At 48.1% G+C, this 20,656-nt stretch carries 18 protein-coding genes; 9 read left to right on the top strand and 9 right to left on the bottom strand.

Annotated features, from left to right (window positions below; translation table 11 throughout):
* Positions 1-19: 19 nt before the first annotated feature.
* Positions 20-622, top strand: a complete 603-nt coding sequence (locus B5Z18_RS25665; protein WP_079472384.1) for a TetR/AcrR family transcriptional regulator — start codon at positions 20-22, stop codon at positions 620-622.
* A gap of 55 nt (positions 623-677) precedes the next feature.
* Here B5Z18_RS25665 and B5Z18_RS25670 read toward each other — a convergent pair whose 3' ends face one another.
* Positions 678-2,222 carry an alpha/beta hydrolase-fold protein gene (locus B5Z18_RS25670; RefSeq protein WP_079472385.1) on the bottom strand — a complete coding sequence of 515 codons (1,545 nt, stop codon included), beginning with the start codon at positions 2,220-2,222 and terminating at the stop codon, positions 678-680.
* A gap of 122 nt (positions 2,223-2,344) precedes the next feature.
* Between B5Z18_RS25670 and B5Z18_RS25675 the strand changes: the two genes are divergently transcribed.
* From B5Z18_RS25675 to B5Z18_RS25685, 3 genes are all read left to right on the top strand, one after another.
* Positions 2,345-2,698 carry a hypothetical protein gene (locus tag B5Z18_RS25675; protein WP_143313694.1) on the top strand — a complete coding sequence of 118 codons (354 nt, stop codon included), beginning with the start codon at positions 2,345-2,347 and terminating at the stop codon, positions 2,696-2,698.
* A 6-nt stretch (positions 2,699-2,704) separates the two neighbouring features.
* On the top strand, positions 2,705-2,908 hold the full coding sequence (locus B5Z18_RS25680) for a helix-turn-helix transcriptional regulator (RefSeq protein WP_079472387.1): 204 nt from the start codon (positions 2,705-2,707) through the stop codon (positions 2,906-2,908).
* Positions 2,909-3,016: 108 nt separating this feature from the next.
* Positions 3,017-5,833 (top strand): outer membrane beta-barrel protein, encoded by a 2,817-nt coding sequence (locus B5Z18_RS25685; RefSeq protein WP_079472388.1) that lies wholly within the window; start codon positions 3,017-3,019, stop codon positions 5,831-5,833.
* 50 nt (positions 5,834-5,883) lie between these two features.
* On the opposite strand, the gene B5Z18_RS25690 is transcribed toward B5Z18_RS25685, so the two are convergent.
* Positions 5,884-6,699: a GLPGLI family protein gene (locus tag B5Z18_RS25690; protein WP_079472389.1), complete on the bottom strand. Its 816-nt coding sequence runs from the start codon at positions 6,697-6,699 to the stop codon at positions 5,884-5,886.
* Between the two features lie 159 nt (positions 6,700-6,858).
* On the opposite strand from B5Z18_RS25690, the gene B5Z18_RS25695 reads away from it, so the two are divergent.
* Together B5Z18_RS25695 and B5Z18_RS25700 are read left to right on the top strand one after the other, a co-directional pair.
* A complete protein-coding gene (locus tag B5Z18_RS25695; RefSeq protein WP_133256290.1) occupies positions 6,859-8,364 on the top strand; it encodes a sensor histidine kinase in 1,506 nt (501 codons plus the stop codon).
* 1 nt (position 8,365) lies between these two features.
* Entirely contained in the window at positions 8,366-9,049 is a 684-nt protein-coding gene (locus B5Z18_RS25700; RefSeq protein ID WP_079472391.1) for a response regulator transcription factor, read from the top strand.
* A gap of 25 nt (positions 9,050-9,074) precedes the next feature.
* On the opposite strand, the gene B5Z18_RS25705 is transcribed toward B5Z18_RS25700, so the two are convergent.
* The 3 genes from B5Z18_RS25705 to B5Z18_RS25715 all read right to left on the bottom strand — a co-directional run bounded on the left by B5Z18_RS25705 (position 9,075) and on the right by B5Z18_RS25715 (position 12,065).
* Positions 9,075-9,392, bottom strand: a complete 318-nt coding sequence (locus tag B5Z18_RS25705; RefSeq protein WP_079472392.1) for a zinc-ribbon domain-containing protein — start codon at positions 9,390-9,392, stop codon at positions 9,075-9,077.
* 119 nt (positions 9,393-9,511) lie between these two features.
* On the bottom strand, positions 9,512-10,390 hold the full coding sequence (locus B5Z18_RS25710; RefSeq protein WP_079472393.1) for a polysaccharide lyase: 879 nt from the start codon (positions 10,388-10,390) through the stop codon (positions 9,512-9,514).
* 46 nt (positions 10,391-10,436) lie between these two features.
* Positions 10,437-12,065: a glycosyl hydrolase family 18 protein gene (locus tag B5Z18_RS25715; RefSeq protein ID WP_079472394.1), complete on the bottom strand. Its 1,629-nt coding sequence runs from the start codon at positions 12,063-12,065 to the stop codon at positions 10,437-10,439.
* A 181-nt stretch (positions 12,066-12,246) separates the two neighbouring features.
* Here B5Z18_RS25715 and B5Z18_RS25720 point away from each other — a divergent pair, with 181 nt between their 5' ends.
* Entirely contained in the window at positions 12,247-13,377 is a 1,131-nt protein-coding gene (locus tag B5Z18_RS25720; protein WP_159454430.1) for a M23 family metallopeptidase, read from the top strand.
* 2 nt (positions 13,378-13,379) lie between these two features.
* Here B5Z18_RS25720 and B5Z18_RS25725 read toward each other — a convergent pair whose 3' ends face one another.
* Positions 13,380-14,282 (bottom strand): AraC family transcriptional regulator, encoded by a 903-nt coding sequence (locus tag B5Z18_RS25725; RefSeq protein ID WP_079472396.1) that lies wholly within the window; start codon positions 14,280-14,282, stop codon positions 13,380-13,382.
* A gap of 177 nt (positions 14,283-14,459) precedes the next feature.
* On the opposite strand from B5Z18_RS25725, the gene B5Z18_RS25730 reads away from it, so the two are divergent.
* Positions 14,460-14,861, top strand: a complete 402-nt coding sequence (locus B5Z18_RS25730) for a GlcG/HbpS family heme-binding protein (protein WP_079472397.1) — start codon at positions 14,460-14,462, stop codon at positions 14,859-14,861.
* Between the two features lie 18 nt (positions 14,862-14,879).
* Positions 14,880-16,070 carry a formaldehyde dehydrogenase, glutathione-independent gene (fdhA, locus tag B5Z18_RS25735; protein WP_079472398.1) on the top strand — a complete coding sequence of 397 codons (1,191 nt, stop codon included), beginning with the start codon at positions 14,880-14,882 and terminating at the stop codon, positions 16,068-16,070.
* Positions 16,071-16,157: 87 nt separating this feature from the next.
* On the opposite strand, the gene B5Z18_RS25740 is transcribed toward fdhA, so the two are convergent.
* The 3 genes from B5Z18_RS25740 to B5Z18_RS25750 form a co-directional block, all read right to left on the bottom strand.
* Positions 16,158-17,435 carry a TCR/Tet family MFS transporter gene (locus B5Z18_RS25740; RefSeq protein WP_079472500.1) on the bottom strand — a complete coding sequence of 426 codons (1,278 nt, stop codon included), beginning with the start codon at positions 17,433-17,435 and terminating at the stop codon, positions 16,158-16,160.
* Positions 17,436-17,690: 255 nt separating this feature from the next.
* Positions 17,691-19,382 carry a GH39 family glycosyl hydrolase gene (locus B5Z18_RS25745; protein ID WP_079472399.1) on the bottom strand — a complete coding sequence of 564 codons (1,692 nt, stop codon included), beginning with the start codon at positions 19,380-19,382 and terminating at the stop codon, positions 17,691-17,693.
* 20 nt (positions 19,383-19,402) lie between these two features.
* Positions 19,403-20,635, bottom strand: coding sequence for an MFS transporter (locus tag B5Z18_RS25750; protein ID WP_079472400.1), 1,233 nt, complete (start codon positions 20,633-20,635; stop codon positions 19,403-19,405).
* Positions 20,636-20,656 lie beyond the last annotated feature (21 nt).

Raw genomic sequence — 20,656 nt, forward strand, 5'->3', positions numbered from 1 at the left:
ACAGCAAAAACTGCATTGTATGAAAAAAGAAAAAGAGAAGATAATGGCCACCGCATCGGCATTATTCTGCCACAGCGGTATCAGGAGCATTACAGTGGAAGATATCATGAAAAACTGCAGCATGTCTAAAAGAACCTTCTATGAATACTTCAACAGTAAAGATCAACTGGTGGAGTTCATCATAGAGCAATGGACTGCGAAGTCCGTCAGGTACCTGTCGCTGAACCGGTATGTATCGGTGAATGCCATCTCAGAAATGAGTAACTTTTTCCGCATCACCGAAAATATTCTCCGGCGCATTAAGCCCATCTTTTTTCATGAACTCAGAAAGTACTATGCAGGCAGCTGGAAAAAACTTGACCAGTTCAGGGATGACGCCCTTATTCCTTTCCTGGTGCAAAATATTGACCGCGGACATAAGGAAGAAATTTACCGCAGCAACATCGACCGGGACCTCATCGGGGAAATACACTTTACCTGTTTGCAGATTATCCTGGAAGACATCTGGATGCCGGGCGTTAACCCGGAAAGGGTTTATCGTGAAATGAATATGATATTTCTACACGGACTGGTAAATATAAAAGGCATGAAACTAATGGACGAAAGACGGGATGATGATTAAACAGCTCCGGTACTGAACAGGCGGATGCGTCTGTTCAGTACCGGATATATCAACCTTACTTCCCGCTGAAAAGCATTGCTGCCGGAAGGGGGAAATCCTCCTGCCCTTCTGTTTTAAGATAAACGGGCTGCAAGTCATTTCCATTCTTTTTATGAAAATAGTTGATCCGAAACGGGTAAAATCCTTTCTCCAGGGGCACCATAAAGCTCTCCCCTTCATCTGCCTTGAAATGCACACCAAGAATTAACCGGTTATTCAAATACACCTTTGTATGCTCATTGCCGGTTCCCATCTCAAAAATATAATATCCCGGTTCACTGATCTTAATATACCCCTCCTGCACCAGTGCGTAATTATTTTTCTTTGAAGTTTTATTAAGATTAAAATCTGTCGTGGCAATACCTGTTTCACCCGGCTTTAATTTCCTGAAATCAGGTATGGTATCCCAGTTGCCTTCATAATATTTATACCGCAGTCCTCCCGGCTTCGATCCTGCCGGCATTGCCGCAGCCGGAAACACTTCTCCCACCTGGAAAAAAGCACTGGCTGATTTATTGTATTCTTTTCGTTTACCCATAGAGGTGACGATTATTTTTGCATCCTTATCGATCGTAATGGGCGTTTCTTCGCCTGTTATCCGGGGAGAATAAATACCGGGTGTTGTACCATCAGTTGTATAATGGAGATATGCATCTGCTGCCAGGTTATAGCATATTAATTTAAAAGGCTTGTTGCGCAATACGATGCCGTTATCCGGCTTGATAGCAATTTTCCGGGACGTAGGATACCCTCCTGTAGACGCATAGAACCCGCCATAGGAAAATTTCAGTCCTTCCCAGAAGCCTTTAAAATTTGTTGAATAATGGGTTTCATTGCTATACTGCACACATTTCCAGTCGAGGCCGGCGGGGGCTTTTGCTTTGAGAATGGAATCCATTCCCGCCACGCCCATGAATTGATAAGCCGCACCTTCGCGGCCGGCAATAAAAAGCGTGTTGTTCAAGGTATCCCGGTGAGCAAATTTTTCAGCGGCCAGTTTATGCAGGTAAAAATTATCCCACCACAAACTCGGATCAATAGCTACATAGGAAGTAAACAGATCGGGCGCCGTTAAAAATGTATACATTACAAACAGTCCGCCCATTGAACCGCCATACAACGTATGCCCGCCCGATTTTGCGTGATACTGCCTGTTGATATAGGGCATCAGTTCATTCCGGAAAAACAACAGGAACCGGTTGGCCTCCCCTGTATTGGCCGATGTTTTTGTTGGCGCCAGATCTCTTTCCCGCATATTCACGCCATCCCGTACAAAGTCCGGAATGCCCACCAGGATAGTGTTTTTGGGAATAAAGCCTTCCCATTGCAAAAGGCTCCATTCCACATTCAAAAAGTCCGGGATGTCGCCCAGGCAATATATTACTTCGTATTGGATGGCGGGATCGTAATTCTTCGGGAGCACCACATTCACGGGCCTGGTTTCCTTTAGTATGGCGGAAAAAAGGGAATCTTTCACCGGGGAAATATCCTGCGATCTGGCGATAATGCTGATCAGAAGCAGGATGAGCAGCTGAACTTTAGCGATGGTAAATGCTTTCATTGATAAGGTATCTTATAAAAATAAGGGTTTTCGGCCAGTGATGGTAATCCTTCGCAGGCCGTCAATAAAATTTGTCTTTTTGTAAAGTATACTTTACTTTTATGATAGAAAATATCTTCCCTATGTTTACAGCCACAAAATATTTTGGCATCGCACTGGTGCTTGCAGGCATCCCGCTTTTCTGGATGAACCATGCGCAAACCGGGTCCGAACTGCCGCTCATCACCGGGTTATTCCTGGTACTTTTTACCCGCGAAAAAACAGAAGATGAAAGGGCGCAAAGCCTGCGAGCCAATGCACTGATGATCAGCTTTGCGTTGGGATATATCATTGAAGTGGGAACTACCTATCTTCATAGCAAAGGCGTACTGGCCTTTCAGCTGTCTACTCCCCGCTACTTTATCATGCTGGTGCTCACCCTGGGTATCCTGATATTTTACACCAGGTTGCTCTTCACCGGCAGCTACAGCAAGTAAGGCGATATGAAAAACACGATTAAAGTGGAAAGGGCCAAACAAAATATCACGCAGGGGGAACTGGCGGAAAAAGCGAATGTATCCAGGCAAACCATTAACGCCATAGAACTGGGTAAGTTTATTCCCTCTACATTACTGGCGTTAAAAATAGCGCGCATCTTTGGGACTACCGTTGAACAGCTGTTTACACTGGAACCGCATGATGAATAAAACAACTGCTGGCAATTTTTATTAACCTTCCTTAACATTAATGCAAGGCTTGTTAACCTGCTTTTGCGGCACGCGGACCTACTTTCGGTAACAAAGTAAACGTCCGCTATGCAAAAATGTTACCTGTGGCTTCTTATCTGTTGTTTATCACTTGCTGCCAACGCACAAAAGAATGGCGTAATCAAAGGTGTCGTGTCCGATACCAGCGCCGGGCGACCAGTGGCATCGGCCACCATCACCCTGCTGAAGAAAAAAGACTCCTCGCTGGTATCCTTTACCATGACCAACGAGAAAGGATCTTTTGAAATCACCGGTATTCCCGCCGGCGAGTACCGCCTGCTCATCACGCATGTAAAATATCATTCCCTCCAGCGTACAGTGACTATCAGCGCTACGGCACCGGTAGTAAACTTTCCTTCCCTTATCCTCCACGATCTAAGTGTTCAGCTTAATGAAGTGGAGATAACCGGCGAAGCGCCACCGGTAACGCTCATCGGCGATACCATCCAATATAACGCTGGCTCTTTTAAAACACCGCCCAACTCCAGCGTGGAACAACTGCTGAAAAAACTACCGGGCGTGCAGGTGGCTAAAGACGGCTCCGTAAAAGCTCAGGGCCAGAAGGTGAACCGCGTACTGGTAGACGGCAAAGAGTTTTTTGGCAACGATCCTAAAATGGCTACCAAAAATCTACCTGCCGATGCGGTGGATAAAGTACAGGTATACGACCGTCTCAGCGATGCCGCACAACTCACCGGCTTTGATGATGGTAACAGCGAAAAAACCATCAACCTGAAACTAAAACAGGATAAAAAGAAAGGCATGTTTGGAAAAGCAATGGCTGGCGCAGGCACCAGCGACCGTTACGAAGGACGATTCAACATCAACGCCTTTAAAGGCGCCCGGCAGTTTTCCGCTGTCGGCATGGCCAACAACACCAATGCGGAAGGCTTTTCCTTTATGGATATGATGAGCTTCAGCGGGGAACTGAACCGCATGCGGCAAAGCGGCAGCGGCAATGCCAGCTTCACCATGAGTTCTGATAATCCGGCTGCTGCGCTCATGGGTGGCAACAGTGGCAATGGCATCACAACTGCATGGGGTGGCGGGATCAATTATAATAACATCATCGGGAAGAAAACAGACTTTACCAGCAGCTACTTCTATAACCGCTACAACCCTTACCAGGAAAGCGAAATACAGCGCCAGTATTTTCTGCCCGACTCTTCTTATTTCTATAACCAGCGTGCTACCAGTGACAACCTCAATAATAGCCACCGCCTCAACCTCGGCGCCGACATCCAGATCGATTCCTTACACTCGGTTAAAATATCCTCGTCTTTCGGCTACCAGGAAAACCGCAGCAAAAGCTACAGCAAATATGAAACCCTATCGGAAGATCAGCAGCTGGCCAACGAAGGCTTCAGCAACAACTATTCAACCGGTCATGGTTCCAATTTCCGTAATGATGTATTGTTCCGTAAAAAATTCCGGCGCAAAGGGAGAACATTTTCGCTCAACCTGCAAAACAGTTCCAATAACAGCGAAAGCAATGGCAGCCTGCTTTCCGTCAACCATTTTTATAACCGCCCTGCATCGCAACCCAATTACGATTCCATTCATCAGCGCAATACCATATCCGGCAATATGAACAGCTACAACGCACGCGCCGTATATACGGAACCGTTATTCAAACATTCGCTTATAGAGTTTAGTATCGGTAACAGCTATACGAAAACTACTTCCGATAAAATCACTTATGACTACAACGGTGATAATGGAAAGTTCGACCAGCCGAATCCCGCGCTGACAAACAACTTCGAAAATGCCTACAGCTATACCAATGCAGGCATCCGTCTGCGTACAAAACAAAAAAAATACAGTCTAGCTGCGGGCCTCAACTGGCAGAATGCTTCCCTGAAAGGCACTATTATCGCCGGCACCAAAGACTCAGTGATCCGTCAAACGTTTTATAACCTGTTGCCGTCGCTGCGTTTTCAATACGACTTTACCCGTTACCGCAACCTCAGCATCAACTATGCGGCCATCACTAACCAGCCCAATATGTCGCAGCTGCAGCCGGTTCCGGACATCAGTGACCCGCTCAATATCCGCGAAGGAAACCCCGACCTGAAGCCGGAGTTAACACATGCGGTACAGTTAAATTTCATCTCGGTAAATCCTTTCAGAAATAAAAACCTGTTTGCTTTTTTCAACATCCAGGAAACGCAGAACAAGATCGTGGATGCTGATGTAGTGGATAGTCTTGGTATCAAATACAGCCGGCCGGTGAATGTAAACGGCGTGTTTAACATGACCGGCAGCATCAACCTGGGACTACCCCTGCGAGCATTGAAAGGTACGGTTAACTTCAGCAGCAACGTGGGTTACAGCAAAACCAAACAGTTTATCAATAACGTATCTAACGGTATCAGTACAGTTACGCTGGGGCCTTCTGTACGCTTTGACCTGAACCCTGCGGATAAGCTGGACCTCTCGTTCAGCGCGGGTTTCAATTACTACAAAACGGCTTACTCTCTGCAGCCAGCCCTTAACACGGGTTATTTTCTGCAGCAATATGAAGGAGAAGTAAACTGGCAGCTGCCGGCAAATTTTTATGTCAGCACCAGTTTTAACTATGCTATTAACAGTCGGCGTACCGATGGATTTAATGCGAAGGTGCCGTTATGGAATGCGGCTGTCAGCCGCCAGTTCCTCCGTTTTAACCGTGGGGAACTGAAGCTGAGCGCGTTTGATATCCTGAATGAAAATGTGGGCATCAACCGCAGTACTAACCAGAATTATATTGAAGACAGCCGCACCAAAAACCTGCAACGCTTTTTCCTGCTGAGCTTTACTTATAGTCTTAGTAAGAATGGCCTTGTCACCGCCGCTGCGCCGGGTATCAGGATGATCCGGCGTTAAAGAGTGAGGTATATATAAAAGGGGCCGGAATATCATCCAGGCCCCTTTTCTTATTGTCCTATTCTGATAGTCCGGGTAGCTCCGCCGCCATTGCGTTGCATGTCTTTCATCAGTTTTTCGCGTGTTTTATTAAATTCTTCTTCCGTTACTTTTTTCCCTTTGGAGGGTTCGCGGATGGCGGCAAGATCTGTTTGTGCCGATACTTCCAGCGCCTGGTACACCATTTCGCCGTTGTTGATATCTACAGCCAGGATAAGACCAGGGAGCTGTCCCTGGTAATCCGGCCCGGCTGGTACGGGGATAGCCAGTGTAAACCAGACCGTGATATTGGCAGTATCGGCCACCTCGCTGGTTTTCATCTGCCCGTTTTCCATGGAGGTCATGGCGCGCTTGCCAATACGCTGTGTTACGGCCTGTTGGCAGGGATAATTGAGGATGGTGCGGGTTTCGCCGGTGATCTTCCAGTTGAGTTTATGAATGCTGTCCGTGATAATGTAGTTCTTTGCGGCAAACTCACGTTGTTCTACTACGCGATCGTTTGAAAAACTGGTGTAGGTGATGTCGTTGTCGCCTGCTACCATCATGCGGATGTGCATGCCGCCTTCAGCGGCAAATTCTTCGGGCGCATCTTCTTCCACGGCGCGGCGGAGCGACTGCCCGTTGCCAAACAATACTTCGATCTTATCTTTCCTGGAATGCGGCAGCAGGTTATCGGGTTCTGCGCTGTCGTCTGCACCGGCGGTCATTCCCATCATACGCATCTTCATCTGTATAGTGCGTTCGTAAAGTACGCGCCCCTGCTGCTGCTGGCCACTGGCGGTTAACAGGCATCCGCTGATGGCCAGCGTAAAAATTATCTTCTTCATGTTAAATACATTTAAGAAAATAAAGCTATTTCCTTCCCGCCGGAACAGAGGTTAATGTCACTTGATTTAATGTTAATTTAGGTTAATGTTTCCGCGTTGGGAAGCAGGAAATGATACATTTGCGGTAGTATTGTTATTTCTGACCATTCAATCAACATAGTGCGATATAAACTTTCCACACCGGCTACTGTTTTCCTGATTGCGTTGACCATCCTGCTGATCACCGCTTTCCAGGCATACTGGCTGAGTAATAACTACCGGGAAGAAAAAAGGCTGTTTACCGTCCGCACCAATATTCTTTTCCGGGAAACGATTTTTCGCCTGCAGGCCGTAAAGCTCAACCTCGATTCCAATATCAGCCTGCGGGTACACGACCGCGCAGGGATGACGGGTATCACCAATGTGCTGCAGGAAAGAATGAGAGATTCCACCATGGCGGCTCCTGCTATGCCTATGCGTGGCGTAAAACGGACGATGTTCGTGTCTGTAGACGCCGCATCGATGCCTGAAGACGACTCCGTGAATGTGCGGTATGGCGTTGCCAAAGCAGTTCCCGCTACAACGGTATTCCAGTTCCTGGCCGGTGTAGATTCCCTCCGGGATTCCATTACTGTAAAGGAAGTCACCGACCGTTACCAACGGGCACTGGAACGGGAAAACATTGACGTTTCCTTTATGATCAATACCATCCCCGTAGATACCAGCAACGATATGTTCAATACCTTCCCGGACGACCTGGAAGGCAATACGGTGACCATCGGTTTTACCAAACCCATGAGCTACCAGGTTTTATTTGAAAACAATACCTGGTACCTGCTGAAACGTATCAGTCAGCCTATACTGGTATCATTCTTTCTCCTGGCTGTCACCATCTTCTCTTTCCTCCTGCTTTACCGGAACCTGAAACAACAACAACGGCTGGCACAACTGAAAAATGATTTTATCAGCAACATGACGCATGAGCTGAAAACGCCTATCGCCACCGTAAGCGTGGCTATTGAAGCATTGAGAAATTTTGATGCGCTGGAAGATCTGCAAACAACACTCGAATATCTCGATATATCGGCCAATGAAATGAACCGGCTCGCGTTACTGGTAGATAAAGTGCTGAAACTATCGATGTTTGAAAACAGGGAAATTCCTTTAAACAAAGAACCCTTCGACCTTACAGACCTTACCCGGAGCGTAATGATTTCCATGAAACTCCAGTTTGAAAAACAACGGGCTGTTACCACGCTGAAAAGAACCGGGCATAACTTTATCATCACCGCCGATAAACTGCATATGACCAGCGTACTGTACAACCTGCTGGATAATGCGTTAAAGTACAGTACCGAGGACCCTGATATCCTGATCCATATCATTGATCACAAACAATACCTGGAACTACGTGTAACCGACAACGGTATAGGTATTGCACGCGAATACAAAAGCAGGATCTTTGAGAAATTTTTCCGGGTGCCCAGCGGCAACCGGCATAATATCAAAGGATATGGACTGGGATTAAGCTATGTATCTCACATTGTACAATCACATATGGGCTTTATTGAAGTGGAAAGTGAACTGCATAAAGGCAGCACCTTTTCCATCAAGCTGCCTTTTGCGGAAGCGCCGGTAATTCGATACGACAAAGGCCGCCGGGTTATAAAGCTTAAAATAGGATGAAATGAGTATTAAAATTTTATATATTGAAGATGAACTGTCGCTGGGCAAAATAGTGAAAGAAAGTTTGCAGCGGCGGGGATACGAAGTAATACTGGAAAGCGATGGCGCCAACGTAATGCAATTGTTCAAACAGGCAAATCCTGCCGTATGCGTGCTGGATATTATGCTGCCTAACAAAGACGGGTTTGAGATTGCCGCCGAAATACGCGCCATCAACCAGGAAGTGCCCATCCTGTTTCTCACCGCCAAAACACAAACCAACGACCTCGTAAAAGGCTTTACGCTGGGAGGCAACGACTATATCCGCAAGCCTTTCAGTATGGAAGAACTGATTGTACGCATCGAAAACGTATTGCGTAAATCGGATAAAACACCAGCCCCATCCACCAACCACATCAAAATCGGCAAGTTCCGGTTTTATACCAACCGCCAGGTATTGGCCAACGACATAGAAGAAAAAAAACTGTCGTACAAAGAAAGCGAACTACTCAAACTACTATACGAAAACCGCGATGGCATCATCGACCGGAAAAATATCCTCGACCTGCTCTGGGGACATGATTCCTTTTTCAACAGCCGCAACCTGGATGTGTATATCACACGGCTGCGTGTACACCTGAAAGAGGATGACAACCTGCAGATCCTTACTATAAAAGGTGTTGGGTACCGGTTTGTGCTGGGTTGATTTTTTTATTGGTCATTTTATATTGTTACATAGTGAACTCAACAACTACGCACGAAACAATTAAGAGGATCAGTAATATCGCCGCACCGTACAGGTAAAAGGGCGTTCTGCTGGTCTTCTCGTAGTGCTTCTGCACTGATTCAATCCATTTAGGCTCTCCGCAATTATTACAGCGTATTTTTACTTCTTTATACCCAATAGGGAAGAATGGAAGAAAGAAAACATGAAAATACTCCCGGTATACCCGGATATCCAGGTCGAAATCTTTACAATTCTTACAGGCATACTGATGATAGGTATCCCGCTTAATCCGCGCAGTTTTTTTTCCATGAATGAAGAACATAGGTGATAGGCTGAAATTAGAAATTCTTACTTCAAATATAGAAAAACTATTCAGCGTTATTCATCTTCTTCAACTAAAAAGCCTGCCGGCATTACGCCGGCAGACCTCAAACCCATTAATTAATTGATCTTATGAATGCTCAGGTTATCATAATAAATATAACCTACGGTAGATGATTCCCAGTAAGACTGGCTGCCACCGCGGAACGTATGAAACGTAACGCCCCTGATCAGCCGCTTGCTGTCGTTGGTCGTCCACCGGATATCCCGGTCGAGCAGCACGGTGCCGTTGATCACGATCTGTACGTGGCCATCGGTATTACTGCCGGTATTGCTTTTAATGTACAGGTGTACGTGATAGGTGGTGCCTTTCTGGATGCTGCCGCTGGCGGGATAAGTGAGCCCGAAGTCGTCGCCATACTGGCCCGGCTGGTCCCTGTAGTAGAGGTAAGGCTGAAAGTACACCCTGTTGGCATCGTTGCGGTACCACATGAGCCGGAGGGTGCCGCCATTCCCATCCCAGGCGGGGTCGCCGCCGGTGTTGCCATCACCGATGGAAAAGCCGAAACCTACTTTACCGCCGCGGCTCCAGTCGAACTGGCTGTGAAAACGGATATCATAATCCATTTCATAAGCGGCGCCGTCAGATACATCGATGTTGGCCACTACCCCGCCGGCAGCAGAGAGCGCGTTCGGATCCAGCTGGATGCGGAGGTTGCCATTGGAGATGTACCCGCGGTTGTTATTCCAGCCGGTTACATTCCCAAAATCGTTGGCCGCATTCGTGGAAGTGTAAGTGGTGCCATTGGCGTAATTGTCCCAGTTAACAGACCAGGTGCTGTTAATGGCATTAATCCCTATGGCTGCATCAGCAGCAGCCAGGGATGGGTTATCCCGAAGATTGGATTTGGCCAGCTCCTTCTTACAGGAAATAAAACTGATGCCTAACAACAGCAGTCCCGCTGCTGCAACAGTACGTGAGAAAACAGTGGAATTCATGAATGTGTAATTGTGGGTGAGAAAATAGGTTTATCATCAGGAGGGTTTACTGGATAATGATTTTCTTCACGAGCCGTTTATTGTCGTGCATCACTTCCAGGATATAAGTGCCGTCGGCTATGCTGCCGGTATTTACGGTGAAGGTTTTTGCATTGGGTTGTTGCACAGCAACAGGCTGCATTCCTGCACTGACCAACGTGGCCCTTACCGGCGCCTTCGGGTTATAGTGCTGCAGGGTAACGGTAAATGCGCTGCCCGAGCGGATGGGATTGGGATATACATTGATAGCAGTGGCGGCAGCTTCTTCCGGAATGGCGCCATGCGTTTCTGCTACCGCTGCGGTGGTGCTGCTGATGGCTGCCAGTGCACTCACCACTCCATAGTTGAACGATTCCCAGGTACCGATAGTAGTTCTCCAGGAGCTCATTGCCTGGGTCCCATTTTCGGAACAGATGTAACCACCATTGTTGCATAGCAATGAAATGGTGCCGTTGCTGTTATTGATCCAGGTAAACTTTTCCCAGTCCTGGACACTGGTACGGTTACAGGTGATGGCCTGTGTCCCGTTTTCGGAAGATACATACTTGCCCTGGCTACGCAAAGCAATTTTGCCGCCACCGGCATCTACCACGGTAAACTGCTCCCATCCCTGCGCACTGGTACGGTTGCAATTCATCGCCTGGGTGCCATTTTCGCCGCTAACATACAGGTTGTTGTTGCCACGCAGCCAGATAGTTTGCCCGACAGGTGCGTTGCCACCGGGGTTGCCGGTCCGTGCCAGCACTACTTCATGAATGGCCGATAGCAGCGAATTGGCCCCGGTGGCGTCCTGCGACAGCTCCCAGATCATTACGCCGCTTCCCTGGTCAAAAGCAAGATTGGTTTTTTGCCTGATGGTGGTAATCCCGTTGTAGCCTACATTATCAAATACATCAGCATAAGGATTGGCGCCCCGCGCCACCAGCTGGGCAAATGACTCCCAGGTAGGGCGTCCGTAAAAAGGTACGCCCAGCACTGTTTTGGAAGCCGGCAGCCCGCGGCCGCGCCAGTAGTTCACCGACTGGGTAGCATAACTGTAAGTGGAGTGGTCGAAGTTATTGTAGTCGTAGGCCATGAGGTTATAAAAATCTACCAGCGCAAAGGCGCTGTTTAAGATACTGGCGCCGCCGGTGCCTACAATGGCGCCCGTGAGGAGCTTGCCCCTGTTATGCATTTCGGTGCTGAGCTGCGTCATCAACGTAATATAGTTATTGGCCGATGCGCCGGGGTCGGGATACTCCCAGTCGATATCTACTCCATCAAGACCATACTGGTTCACGAAATTGATCATATTGGTCACGAAATTATTGCGGTAGGTGCTGTTGGCGGCCAGCGATTCAAAGCCGCTGTCGTTGCCATCGTTCCAGCCACCTACAGATATCAGCACCTTTACATTATTGGCATGCGCAGTGCTCACCAGGCTTTGTAACTTCGTGGGATTGTCGATCGCCTGCAGGCCACCGGTACTGGTAGGCAGCAGGAATGCGTAATTGATATGCGTGAGCTTACTATACTGCACCTGGTTTACATTGCCGGCCCAGGAAGGCATATATCCAATAACGCGGAAAGGGGTTTGGGCAATAGTGTTAAACGCACAAACAAGGAGGATAGCTAACAGCTTTAGAAATGGTTTCATACGGGTAGTTTTTTGGTTGAAAAGAAATGTGGATTAATCCTTTCAAAAGTAGGGGTTCACATAAAAGAACCGGCATCCGGCACTACGGCATTACTACGTCATGCGGAATATTTTCTTGTATTTAGCTGGTAATCAGCAAACGGAAGAAGAACTTCCTTATCTTTTCATCTAAATAACACCCGTGATAAACGATCCAAAGAAAGCGCTGCTGTTTCCCCTGTTCATCCTGCTCACCTTCATTTGCCAGGCACAGGACAACCGCATCCCTGCCCTGCCCCCTGCGCTTGAAATAAAAGTTCTTCAGGATCCCAGGCCGGTAGTAACCGGTGGTCATCCTGCACTCTTCTACGAAATTCATCTTACTAACTTCTCTCCCTCGCCCCTGCTCCTCACAAAAGTAGAAGCACAGGATGCGGCGAATACCAATACCCTGACAGTAATAAAAGAGAACGATCTGTTACAACGGATTGCTGCTCCCGGCGGCGCCACCATACCACCGGGCAATGTAGCGGTGCTGTTTGTGGAATACACATCTGCCGCTGGTCAATTCCCTGCTGAAATTATTCACCAGGTATCTTTCAAAAATACCCTTCGTGATACCACAACGGTATACACCATCACCGGCGCCAAAGCAAAACCTGTAACCGGGCCTGCCATTGTACTTGGTGCGCCGCTGAAAGGAGGCCCGTGGACGGCCATCTACAACCCTGCCTGGGCACGGGGACATCGCCGCGTGATCTTTGTAAAAGATGGCGTAGCGCGCATCCCCGGAAGATTTGCCATTGATTTTATAAAACTCGACAGTACCGGCAAAGTCGCCGCCGGCGATGACGACAGGATTGCTAACTGGTACGGCTATGGCGCAGCTATACTGGCCGTGGCGGATGGCGTTGTCAGTTCCACAAGAAACGATTTCCCGGAAAGCAACACATTATCCGGTCACCCGGATTATGCCGCCCATCTGGCCACAGGCAATTATATCTCTTTAAAAATAGCGGAAAACACCTTCGTGTTTTATGAGCACCTGCAACCGGCAAGCATCGTTGTAAAAGCAGGCCAGCGGGTAAAGAAAGGAGATGTGATTGCCCGGCTGGGATTTACGGGACAGTCGACCGGGCCGCACCTTCACCTGCACGTGGCCAACGCCGATGCGCCACTGGGTGCAGAAGGACTTCCTTTTGTATTTGAAAGATTTACTTTATCAGGCACTATTCCCGACTTTAACCAATTCGGCAACATTCCCTATATCAAACTTACGCAGCCCGTACATCATGAGCTTCCTGCTTCCAATAGTGTTATCACTTTTCCCTGAAGCTATTTACGGTATTCCCTGGGCGTGATGCCTTCTGCCCTCTTAAACAATTTAATAAAGTAATTCAGGTTATTAAAACCCGACTGGTAGCACACATCCGTGATACTTAACGCCGGATCGGCCATGATCTGTTTTGCCTGCCGGATCCGCTCCCGCAGGATATATTCGAGCGGTGAAATACCATATTGCTCTTTAAACGCCTGGAAAAAAACAGAGCGGCTCATACAGGATACTTTTGCCAACGCATCAATCGTGATCTTTTGGGTAAGATGTTCCTTGATATATTGCAACGCAGGTGTAAACCGGTGATCGCTCACTCCCACATCATTAATGGCTACCAGGTTTTGTGTTTGTATAATACGTAATAATAAAAATTTCAGGGAGAGATCTGCCAGCGCATCCTTTGCAGGATCACTCTCCATGCTGATCCCGATCAGTTTATTCATACTGGCCGCCAGCTCTTTGTTATTTAAGAAGTGATACCGGCTGAAATTAAGCTGCCACTCAAATGGTGCTTCCCTGTTGGGATACTGCTCATTCAGAAATGCCAGGTTCTTATTCACCATATCCCAGTCGAGCGCCAGGGTGGCGCACTGCACGGGATGCCGCTCATCCGCTTCCGGGAAATCCACTTTCATTGATACCCCTTCCGGCAGGATCACACTTTCTCCCGGCAAAAAAAAGAACTCTTCAGATCCGGATAACGACATGATCTTTTTGCCCCGCATCATACTGGACACTACCAGCCCGTTATACGACAATGCCACATTACTGCAGCGGTGAAAGGTTTCAAAGATGTTCAGCTCGCAGTGCTGTAAATTAAATACCCTGCGATGCTCTACCATCGTATCCAGCGAGGTGGCATCACTCAGGTTAATGGGAGAAAGATGGCATATCTGGTTCATGGTGGAATTTTTTATCGTCATGCACGTTTCCGCCTTATAAATTTATCGATAAATTCCCGTTGGTTGAATGATCAATGAAATAAAAAATAGCATCGTTCTATCAATCAGGATAATCGTTCAATTTCCCCACCACCAATATGCTTAATATTGGTAATTCCTTCACCCAAAAATCCTGTTATGAATATTACGCTAAAACAGGCGGAAGCTGTTATTGCTGCCGCTAAAGCAAAAGCCACAGAAATTAAAACACTGATGAACATTGCGGTAGTGGATGCAGGTACCAACCTCATCGCCTTTGCTCATATGGATGATGCCTGGCTGGGCTCAATAGACATCGCGCAGAAAAAAGCCCGCACTGCACGTTACTTCAATATGCCTACCGGCGAAATCGGTAAGCTGTCACAACCGGGCGGCTCCCTGTATAATATAGAACACTCCAACGGAGGACTCATCACCTTTCCCGGCGGCGTACTAATCCGTAATGCAAAAAACGAAATCATTGGCGCCGTAGGCGTATCCGGCGATTCGGTGGAAAACGATCATTTAGTGGCGCAGGCTGGCGCAGATGCAATTAAATAACTTCTAAAAAGATACAGTATGTGTAAAAATCATGGCGTTGCTTATATAGAACCCGGCGTGGTGGAAGTACGGGAAATTGAATACCCCAAACTGGCTTTGGGCGACCGTAAATGCGAACATGGCGTGATCCTGAAAATAGTATCCACCAATATCTGCGGAAGCGATCAGCACATGGTGCGGGGACGCACCACCGCTCCTGCCGGGCTGGTACTCGGACATGAAATTACCGGCCTCGTCATTGAAGCCGGCAGGGACGTGGAGTTTATCAAAGTAGGCGATCTCGTTTCGGTGCCTTTCAATATTGCCTGCGGCCGATGCCGCAACTGCAAAGCAGGGCAAACAGGCATCTGCCTGAATGTAAACCCTGCCCGCCCCGGCGCTGCTTATGGCTACGTAGACATGGGCGGATGGGTAGGCGGCCAGGCAGAATACGTAATGGTGCCGTACGCCGATTTTAACCTGCTTAAATTCCCGGACAGCGACCAGGCAATGGAAAAGATCAGGGACCTCACCCTGCTGACGGATATTTTCCCCACCGGTTTTCATGGCGCCGTTACCGCAGGCGTTGGCCCCGGCAGTATTGTGTATATCGCCGGCGCCGGTCCGGTAGGACTGGCATGCGCCGCCTCCTGTCACCTGCTGGGAGCGGCCGTAGTGATTGTGGGAGATATGATCGATGAACGGCTGGCACAGGCCAGGAGCTTTGGCTGCGAAACCATCGACCTGAAAAAAGAAGCTTCCCTCGCCGACCAGATTGCCGCTATCACCGGCACACCGGAAGTGGATTCCGCCGTGGATTGCGTGGGCTTTGAAGCCAAAGGACATGGACATAACAGCAATGTGGAACAACCTGCCACGGTGCTGAATTCAATTATGGAAATTACCCGCGCAGGTGGACAACTGGGCGTACCCGGACTATACGTTACCGGCGATCCCGGCGCAGTAGATGAAGCCGCCAAAAAAGGCAGCCTGAGCATCCGCATCGGGCTGGGCTGGGCAAAATCACACTCCATTCATACCGGTCAGTGCCCTGTGATGAAATACCATCGCCAGCTCATGAACGCCATCCTGTATGATAAGGTAAAAATAGCGGCGGCTGTGAATGTGGAAGTGATCACCCTCAACGACTCTGTAAGAGGCTACCACGATTTTGATAAAGGCGCAGCGAAAAAGTTTGTGATTGATCCGCACGGCATGATTAGGGCGTAATAAACGGGAACATGTAACAATGGCCGCCTGTAAGAGGCGGCCATTGCTGTTTTATAAAGATATTTTAAAATAGTATATCCCTTCCCGTTAGTGCATGGGCGTACTGCTCAGGTCTTTGCTGCCAATCACCTCCGCTAACTCCGGATGCTCCTTCTTTTCGCGGCTCAGCACCTTATGGATAATAACGATACTGAGTAAAATACATACGGCGCCTATCAGGAAATGTACGCCAGGCAAATGGAACGGCGCCCGGGCTGACGTAAAATACGCAAAGGTGCCATTCATGATCAGTGGACCGATAATAGTGGTAAGACTCATCAAACTGGTCAGCGCGCCTTGCAGTTCCCCCTGCTGGTTAGCCGGTACATGACCCGATATCACCGACTGTAACGAAGGTCCGCAAATCCCACCCAAACAATATGGAATCAGGAAAACAAACATCATCCATCCCTGCGTGGCAAAGCCAAATAATACCAATCCAACGGCGTAAAGCGCCAGCCCGAGATAAATACTTTTTTCATTACCGATTCTCGGGTTAATCACTCTTGTTAATCCCGCCTGTACGGCTCCTACCAGTACTCCCACTACTGCGAGGGAAATACCCACCATTTTCTCACTCCAGTTAAAATTATAAATGGTAAAGAAATTCCAGTTACTCTGTACTGCCTGTGCGCCCAGGTAAATAAGAAAAAAGCCAAATGCCAGTCCGCCTATTTCCGGATGCCTGGTTAAAAATTTCAGCGAACCAAAGGGATTAGCCCTTTTCCATTCAAACGGGCGGCGGTTTTCTTTACTTAAAGATTCCGGCAGGAAAAAGTATCCCCATATACAGTTCACCAAACATAATACTGCGGCGGCATAAAAAGGAGCCCGGATACCCCAGTTCGCCAGCAATGCGCCCAACGCCGGACCCAATACAAAGCCCAACCCGAAGGCGGCGCCTATCAGTCCAAAGTTCTTTGCCCTGGAAGTTTCATCAATACTTACATCGGCAATGTAAGCCGTAGCGGTGGTGAAGCTGGCGCCTGTAATACCGGCAATAATACGTCCTGCAAACAACCATCCATACGCAGGGGCTAATGCGAGAATAATGTAATCGATCCCAAAACCCAACAGGGAAAGTAACAATACAGGCCGGCGGCCGTATTTATCACTCAGGTTACCGATCACCGGGGAAAATAAAAACTGTGTGATCGCAAAAACGGATAACAACAACGCGCCATAAGTACTGGCCTCGTTAACGGGGATGTGTTTTAACTGTGCAATGAGGTCGGCCATTACGGGAATAATCAATCCCCATCCCATTACATCAATTAATAGCGTAACAAAAATAAAGCTGATAGCGGCCTTTCTGGATGTGTGCATATTGGTGATTTTGTATAATAACCGATAGATCTCTGGCGGATGTTTTTTCTTTCTCACAACGGGTATCCTCATCCGGGTTCAAATATAGACACCCCTGTTTTTTAATAGAAAAACTTTCCGGTCAGGATCATCATTCTACCGGTAAAACACTTGATTTTACCGGTAGAAATGTATAGGCACAAAGATATTTAGTTCATTGTCAAATGAAAGGGCGAAATAAGACAATAAAGGGGGAGTTTGCGACAGAAATAAATGTTACCACGTTAGTTGGAGCAACGATACTCCTTGTCCGGGTAAATCATTTGGCACTACTATTTCACCATTTTCCGGTTGCAGCCATGCGGGTGATGACAGCAACTGTAGCTGTCCCGCGCTTTCCAGCTGTGCGATCTGTGAAGCATCCGGGTGCTGAGGCGATCCCATTTTCTTCCAGGCTTCGTATGCATTGCTATGCGCGGCATCAATCCGGTAATGCTTTAGTAATACACGGGTGGCGGGCAGTCCTTTTATTTTTATTTTTACGGGAGATGATTGTGCCGGAATAATGTTGTCGTCATGATAGTTCCACACCATTACGCTAACGCTATGCTCATCACCGGCCGCCAACGCATTAATATCCCGCTTTGCCCCACGTACGCTGCTGTCGAGGATTTGCCGGTAATCATAATTGGTAGCCCCGCTCACCTCCAGCCTGTTGCCCTGCATCAGGCCAAACATCCTGAATACATTTAAAACGGGTTTATCCACGCCGTTGGTAGCCAGGTCGCGGAAACCCGCAAACCAGGGCTGGTCTTCAAATTCAAAGGCCCAGGTAACAGCGCCTGCCAGGTTTACGCCACGGGCAGCCGCCAGGTCGTACTTACGCGCAAAAGAGGCGGCAGTATAACTTGAATACATAGTACCATTACGATACGCATTGGCAGGATGAAATGCTTCTGAACACGCGGCGCATCCTTCCGGATCGGATTCACCGATAATGATAGGCAGCTTCTTCAGCGATGGATAAGAGGCCACTATTTCAAACCCTTTATCGATATCACGCAGTTGTGCAGCCATGTTCATCTGTACCATTCCATTCACCACTTTGGGCGCACCTTTCGCGTGAAAGGTGATCACGTCCAGCGGCGCGCCGGTTTTGCCGGTAGCATAGTTCTTACCGCTCACCACGTGATCCAGGAACGTTTTAAAAAACCTGGCAGATACATCCCAGTTAGGCCCTGTTACCTCCGGACCGCCAATCCTGGCAGTGGGTAGTGCGCGTTTCACGGCATCTGCCGTGTAATCATACAGCTTAATATATTCTTCGGTCGTACCTTTCCAGTAACCGATATTAGGTTCATTCCACAACTCCCAGTACCAGCTTTCCACTTCTGCTTTTCCATAACGCGCTACGGAATGCTTTACCCACTCATATACCAGTGTTGCAAATTTCTGATAGTCTTTCGGAGGATAGGCCCAGCCGGTAAATATATCGCCATACTTGTTATCCGGCTGCCAGTGATGCCGGTACGGCGACGGCTTCACAGATAATGCCTCCGGCATAAACCCGATCTGTGCAATAGGCTTCATGCCGCGTTCTATAAACGTGTCAAATATCTTATCAATGATCGTCCAGCTGTATACGGGGTTCCCGCTGGCGTCTTCGGTATAGGCATTGGTGGAGCCCCATTTCAGCGCAGCCGTACCATCGCCGGTTACCAGCAGGCTATGTACCCGCACGTATACCGGTACTTTACTCAATGCGGCAATTTCCGTCAGTAATTTCTTACCATCTTTCATATAGGTATAGTTGGGCTCATCGTAGCCAAACCAGGCCCATATGGGTTTCAGGGGTCCTTTATTTTTGCGGGCATCTACTCCTATCAACAGGGTGTCCTGCTGCGCGTTACCCGGCAATGCCGGCAAAAGCAGTAAGAACATAAACAGGTGCAACAGGTATTTCTGCATGATCAGTTATTTTCTTGTTACTATTGGCCATCCCCTATCGCCTTCCGCTTCCGGTACAACAGGAACACACGGTACATCACCAATGCACTCACGAGGATCAGGAAAACATAGCTAAACGACAGGTGCCTGCCATCTTCGGCAGGCAACACATATATCAATCCATAACTCAGCATGGAAACAATTACATAACACAAGCCACCCGTGAGCCCACCCGCTATACCCGCATTTTTGGGAAATATCTGCAAACAAAAAGTAAAGTAATTATTGTAGGTAAACCCTGCGCCCACATGCACCAGGAAAGCAAATACCAGTATGGTCCACAACCCGCCATAGAGGGAAAACATCACCAGCAAGAGCAACGCCGCTGCCAACTGCAACATCACGTTGATGCTCATCTTCTTCACAAAAGGTTTGTTGATCATTCCCTTCCCTAAAAATCCGCCCACCATCCAGGCAAAACCCAGGAACAGCGAACAGTAACCAGTGATCACGGGCGACAGGTTAAAATAGTGCTCAATAATAAAAGGACCGGACATGTTATATACCATCACCATCGAATAGGCGAGCCCCAGCATCACTATACCCAGTATAAAACTGCCGGTACGGATCATCCCGTAATAAATAGACAGGATCTTTGCCGGGTGAAACGGCGTGGTATGCTGGATGGTTTCCCCGCTGAAGATCAACTCCATCAATAGTAACACAGCGGCAAAACCACCCAGGAAATAAAAGTTGGATTCCCAGCCAAAGTTCACTTCAAGATATCCCCCGATAAAAGGCGCTACAATAGGGCCGGTAGACCAGATAATCGTAAAAAGACTCAGGTAATGCTTCAACTGCTCGCCCTTGTAGAGGTCTACAATAAAGGCGCGTTTGCTTACCACCATCGCTGCTATGGTAATACCATGCAGCACCCTCATGGCGTATATCACATAAATATTGTGCGTGTTGGCAATGGTAACACAGGAGGCACAAAAGATCAGCATCGCCACCAATGCAATCCGGTACCGGCCAAAACTATCCAGCAGGCCACCTATAAAAAGCTGCGATAAACCGTAGCTGATCAGGAAAAGACTCAGCGTAAGCTGGGCCTGGCTGTTGGAAATACTGAGGGCATGCGTCATGCCCGGCAGCGACGGGATGTATATGTCCGTGGCAAACCCCGACATGGGAATCATGGCAAAAGCCAACAGCGTGGCTATTCCTATATTCTTATCTTTTATTCTTTGTTGCTTAACGTTGCCGGTGGTCATATTACAGTTGCTGGTGATTCA

The sequence above is a fragment of the Chitinophaga ginsengisegetis genome (genome assembly GCF_900168065.1).
In the GTDB taxonomy this organism is placed as follows: domain Bacteria; phylum Bacteroidota; class Bacteroidia; order Chitinophagales; family Chitinophagaceae; genus Chitinophaga; species Chitinophaga ginsengisegetis.

Excerpts from the sequence above, each read along its gene's own strand:
- B5Z18_RS25665 (WP_079472384.1), top strand. The coding sequence starts at position 20 with ATGAAAAAAGAAAAAGAGAAGATAATGGCCACCGCATCGGCATTATTC.
- B5Z18_RS25670 (WP_079472385.1), bottom strand. The coding sequence starts at position 2,222 with ATGAAAGCATTTACCATCGCTAAAGTTCAGCTGCTCATCCTGCTTCTG.
- B5Z18_RS25675 (WP_143313694.1), top strand. The coding sequence starts at position 2,345 with ATGTTTACAGCCACAAAATATTTTGGCATCGCACTGGTGCTTGCAGGC.
- B5Z18_RS25680 (WP_079472387.1), top strand. The coding sequence starts at position 2,705 with ATGAAAAACACGATTAAAGTGGAAAGGGCCAAACAAAATATCACGCAG.
- B5Z18_RS25685 (WP_079472388.1), top strand. The coding sequence starts at position 3,017 with ATGCAAAAATGTTACCTGTGGCTTCTTATCTGTTGTTTATCACTTGCT.
- B5Z18_RS25690 (WP_079472389.1), bottom strand. The coding sequence starts at position 6,699 with ATGAAGAAGATAATTTTTACGCTGGCCATCAGCGGATGCCTGTTAACC.
- B5Z18_RS25700 (WP_079472391.1), top strand. The coding sequence starts at position 8,366 with ATGAGTATTAAAATTTTATATATTGAAGATGAACTGTCGCTGGGCAAA.
- B5Z18_RS25705 (WP_079472392.1), bottom strand. The coding sequence starts at position 9,392 with ATGTTCTTCATTCATGGAAAAAAAACTGCGCGGATTAAGCGGGATACC.
- B5Z18_RS25710 (WP_079472393.1), bottom strand. The coding sequence starts at position 10,390 with ATGAATTCCACTGTTTTCTCACGTACTGTTGCAGCAGCGGGACTGCTG.
- B5Z18_RS25715 (WP_079472394.1), bottom strand. The coding sequence starts at position 12,065 with ATGAAACCATTTCTAAAGCTGTTAGCTATCCTCCTTGTTTGTGCGTTT.
- B5Z18_RS25725 (WP_079472396.1), bottom strand. The coding sequence starts at position 14,282 with ATGAACCAGATATGCCATCTTTCTCCCATTAACCTGAGTGATGCCACC.
- B5Z18_RS25730 (WP_079472397.1), top strand. The coding sequence starts at position 14,460 with ATGAATATTACGCTAAAACAGGCGGAAGCTGTTATTGCTGCCGCTAAA.
- fdhA (WP_079472398.1), top strand. The coding sequence starts at position 14,880 with ATGTGTAAAAATCATGGCGTTGCTTATATAGAACCCGGCGTGGTGGAA.
- B5Z18_RS25740 (WP_079472500.1), bottom strand. The coding sequence starts at position 17,435 with ATGCACACATCCAGAAAGGCCGCTATCAGCTTTATTTTTGTTACGCTA.
- B5Z18_RS25745 (WP_079472399.1), bottom strand. The coding sequence starts at position 19,382 with ATGCAGAAATACCTGTTGCACCTGTTTATGTTCTTACTGCTTTTGCCG.
- B5Z18_RS25750 (WP_079472400.1), bottom strand. The coding sequence starts at position 20,635 with ATGACCACCGGCAACGTTAAGCAACAAAGAATAAAAGATAAGAATATA.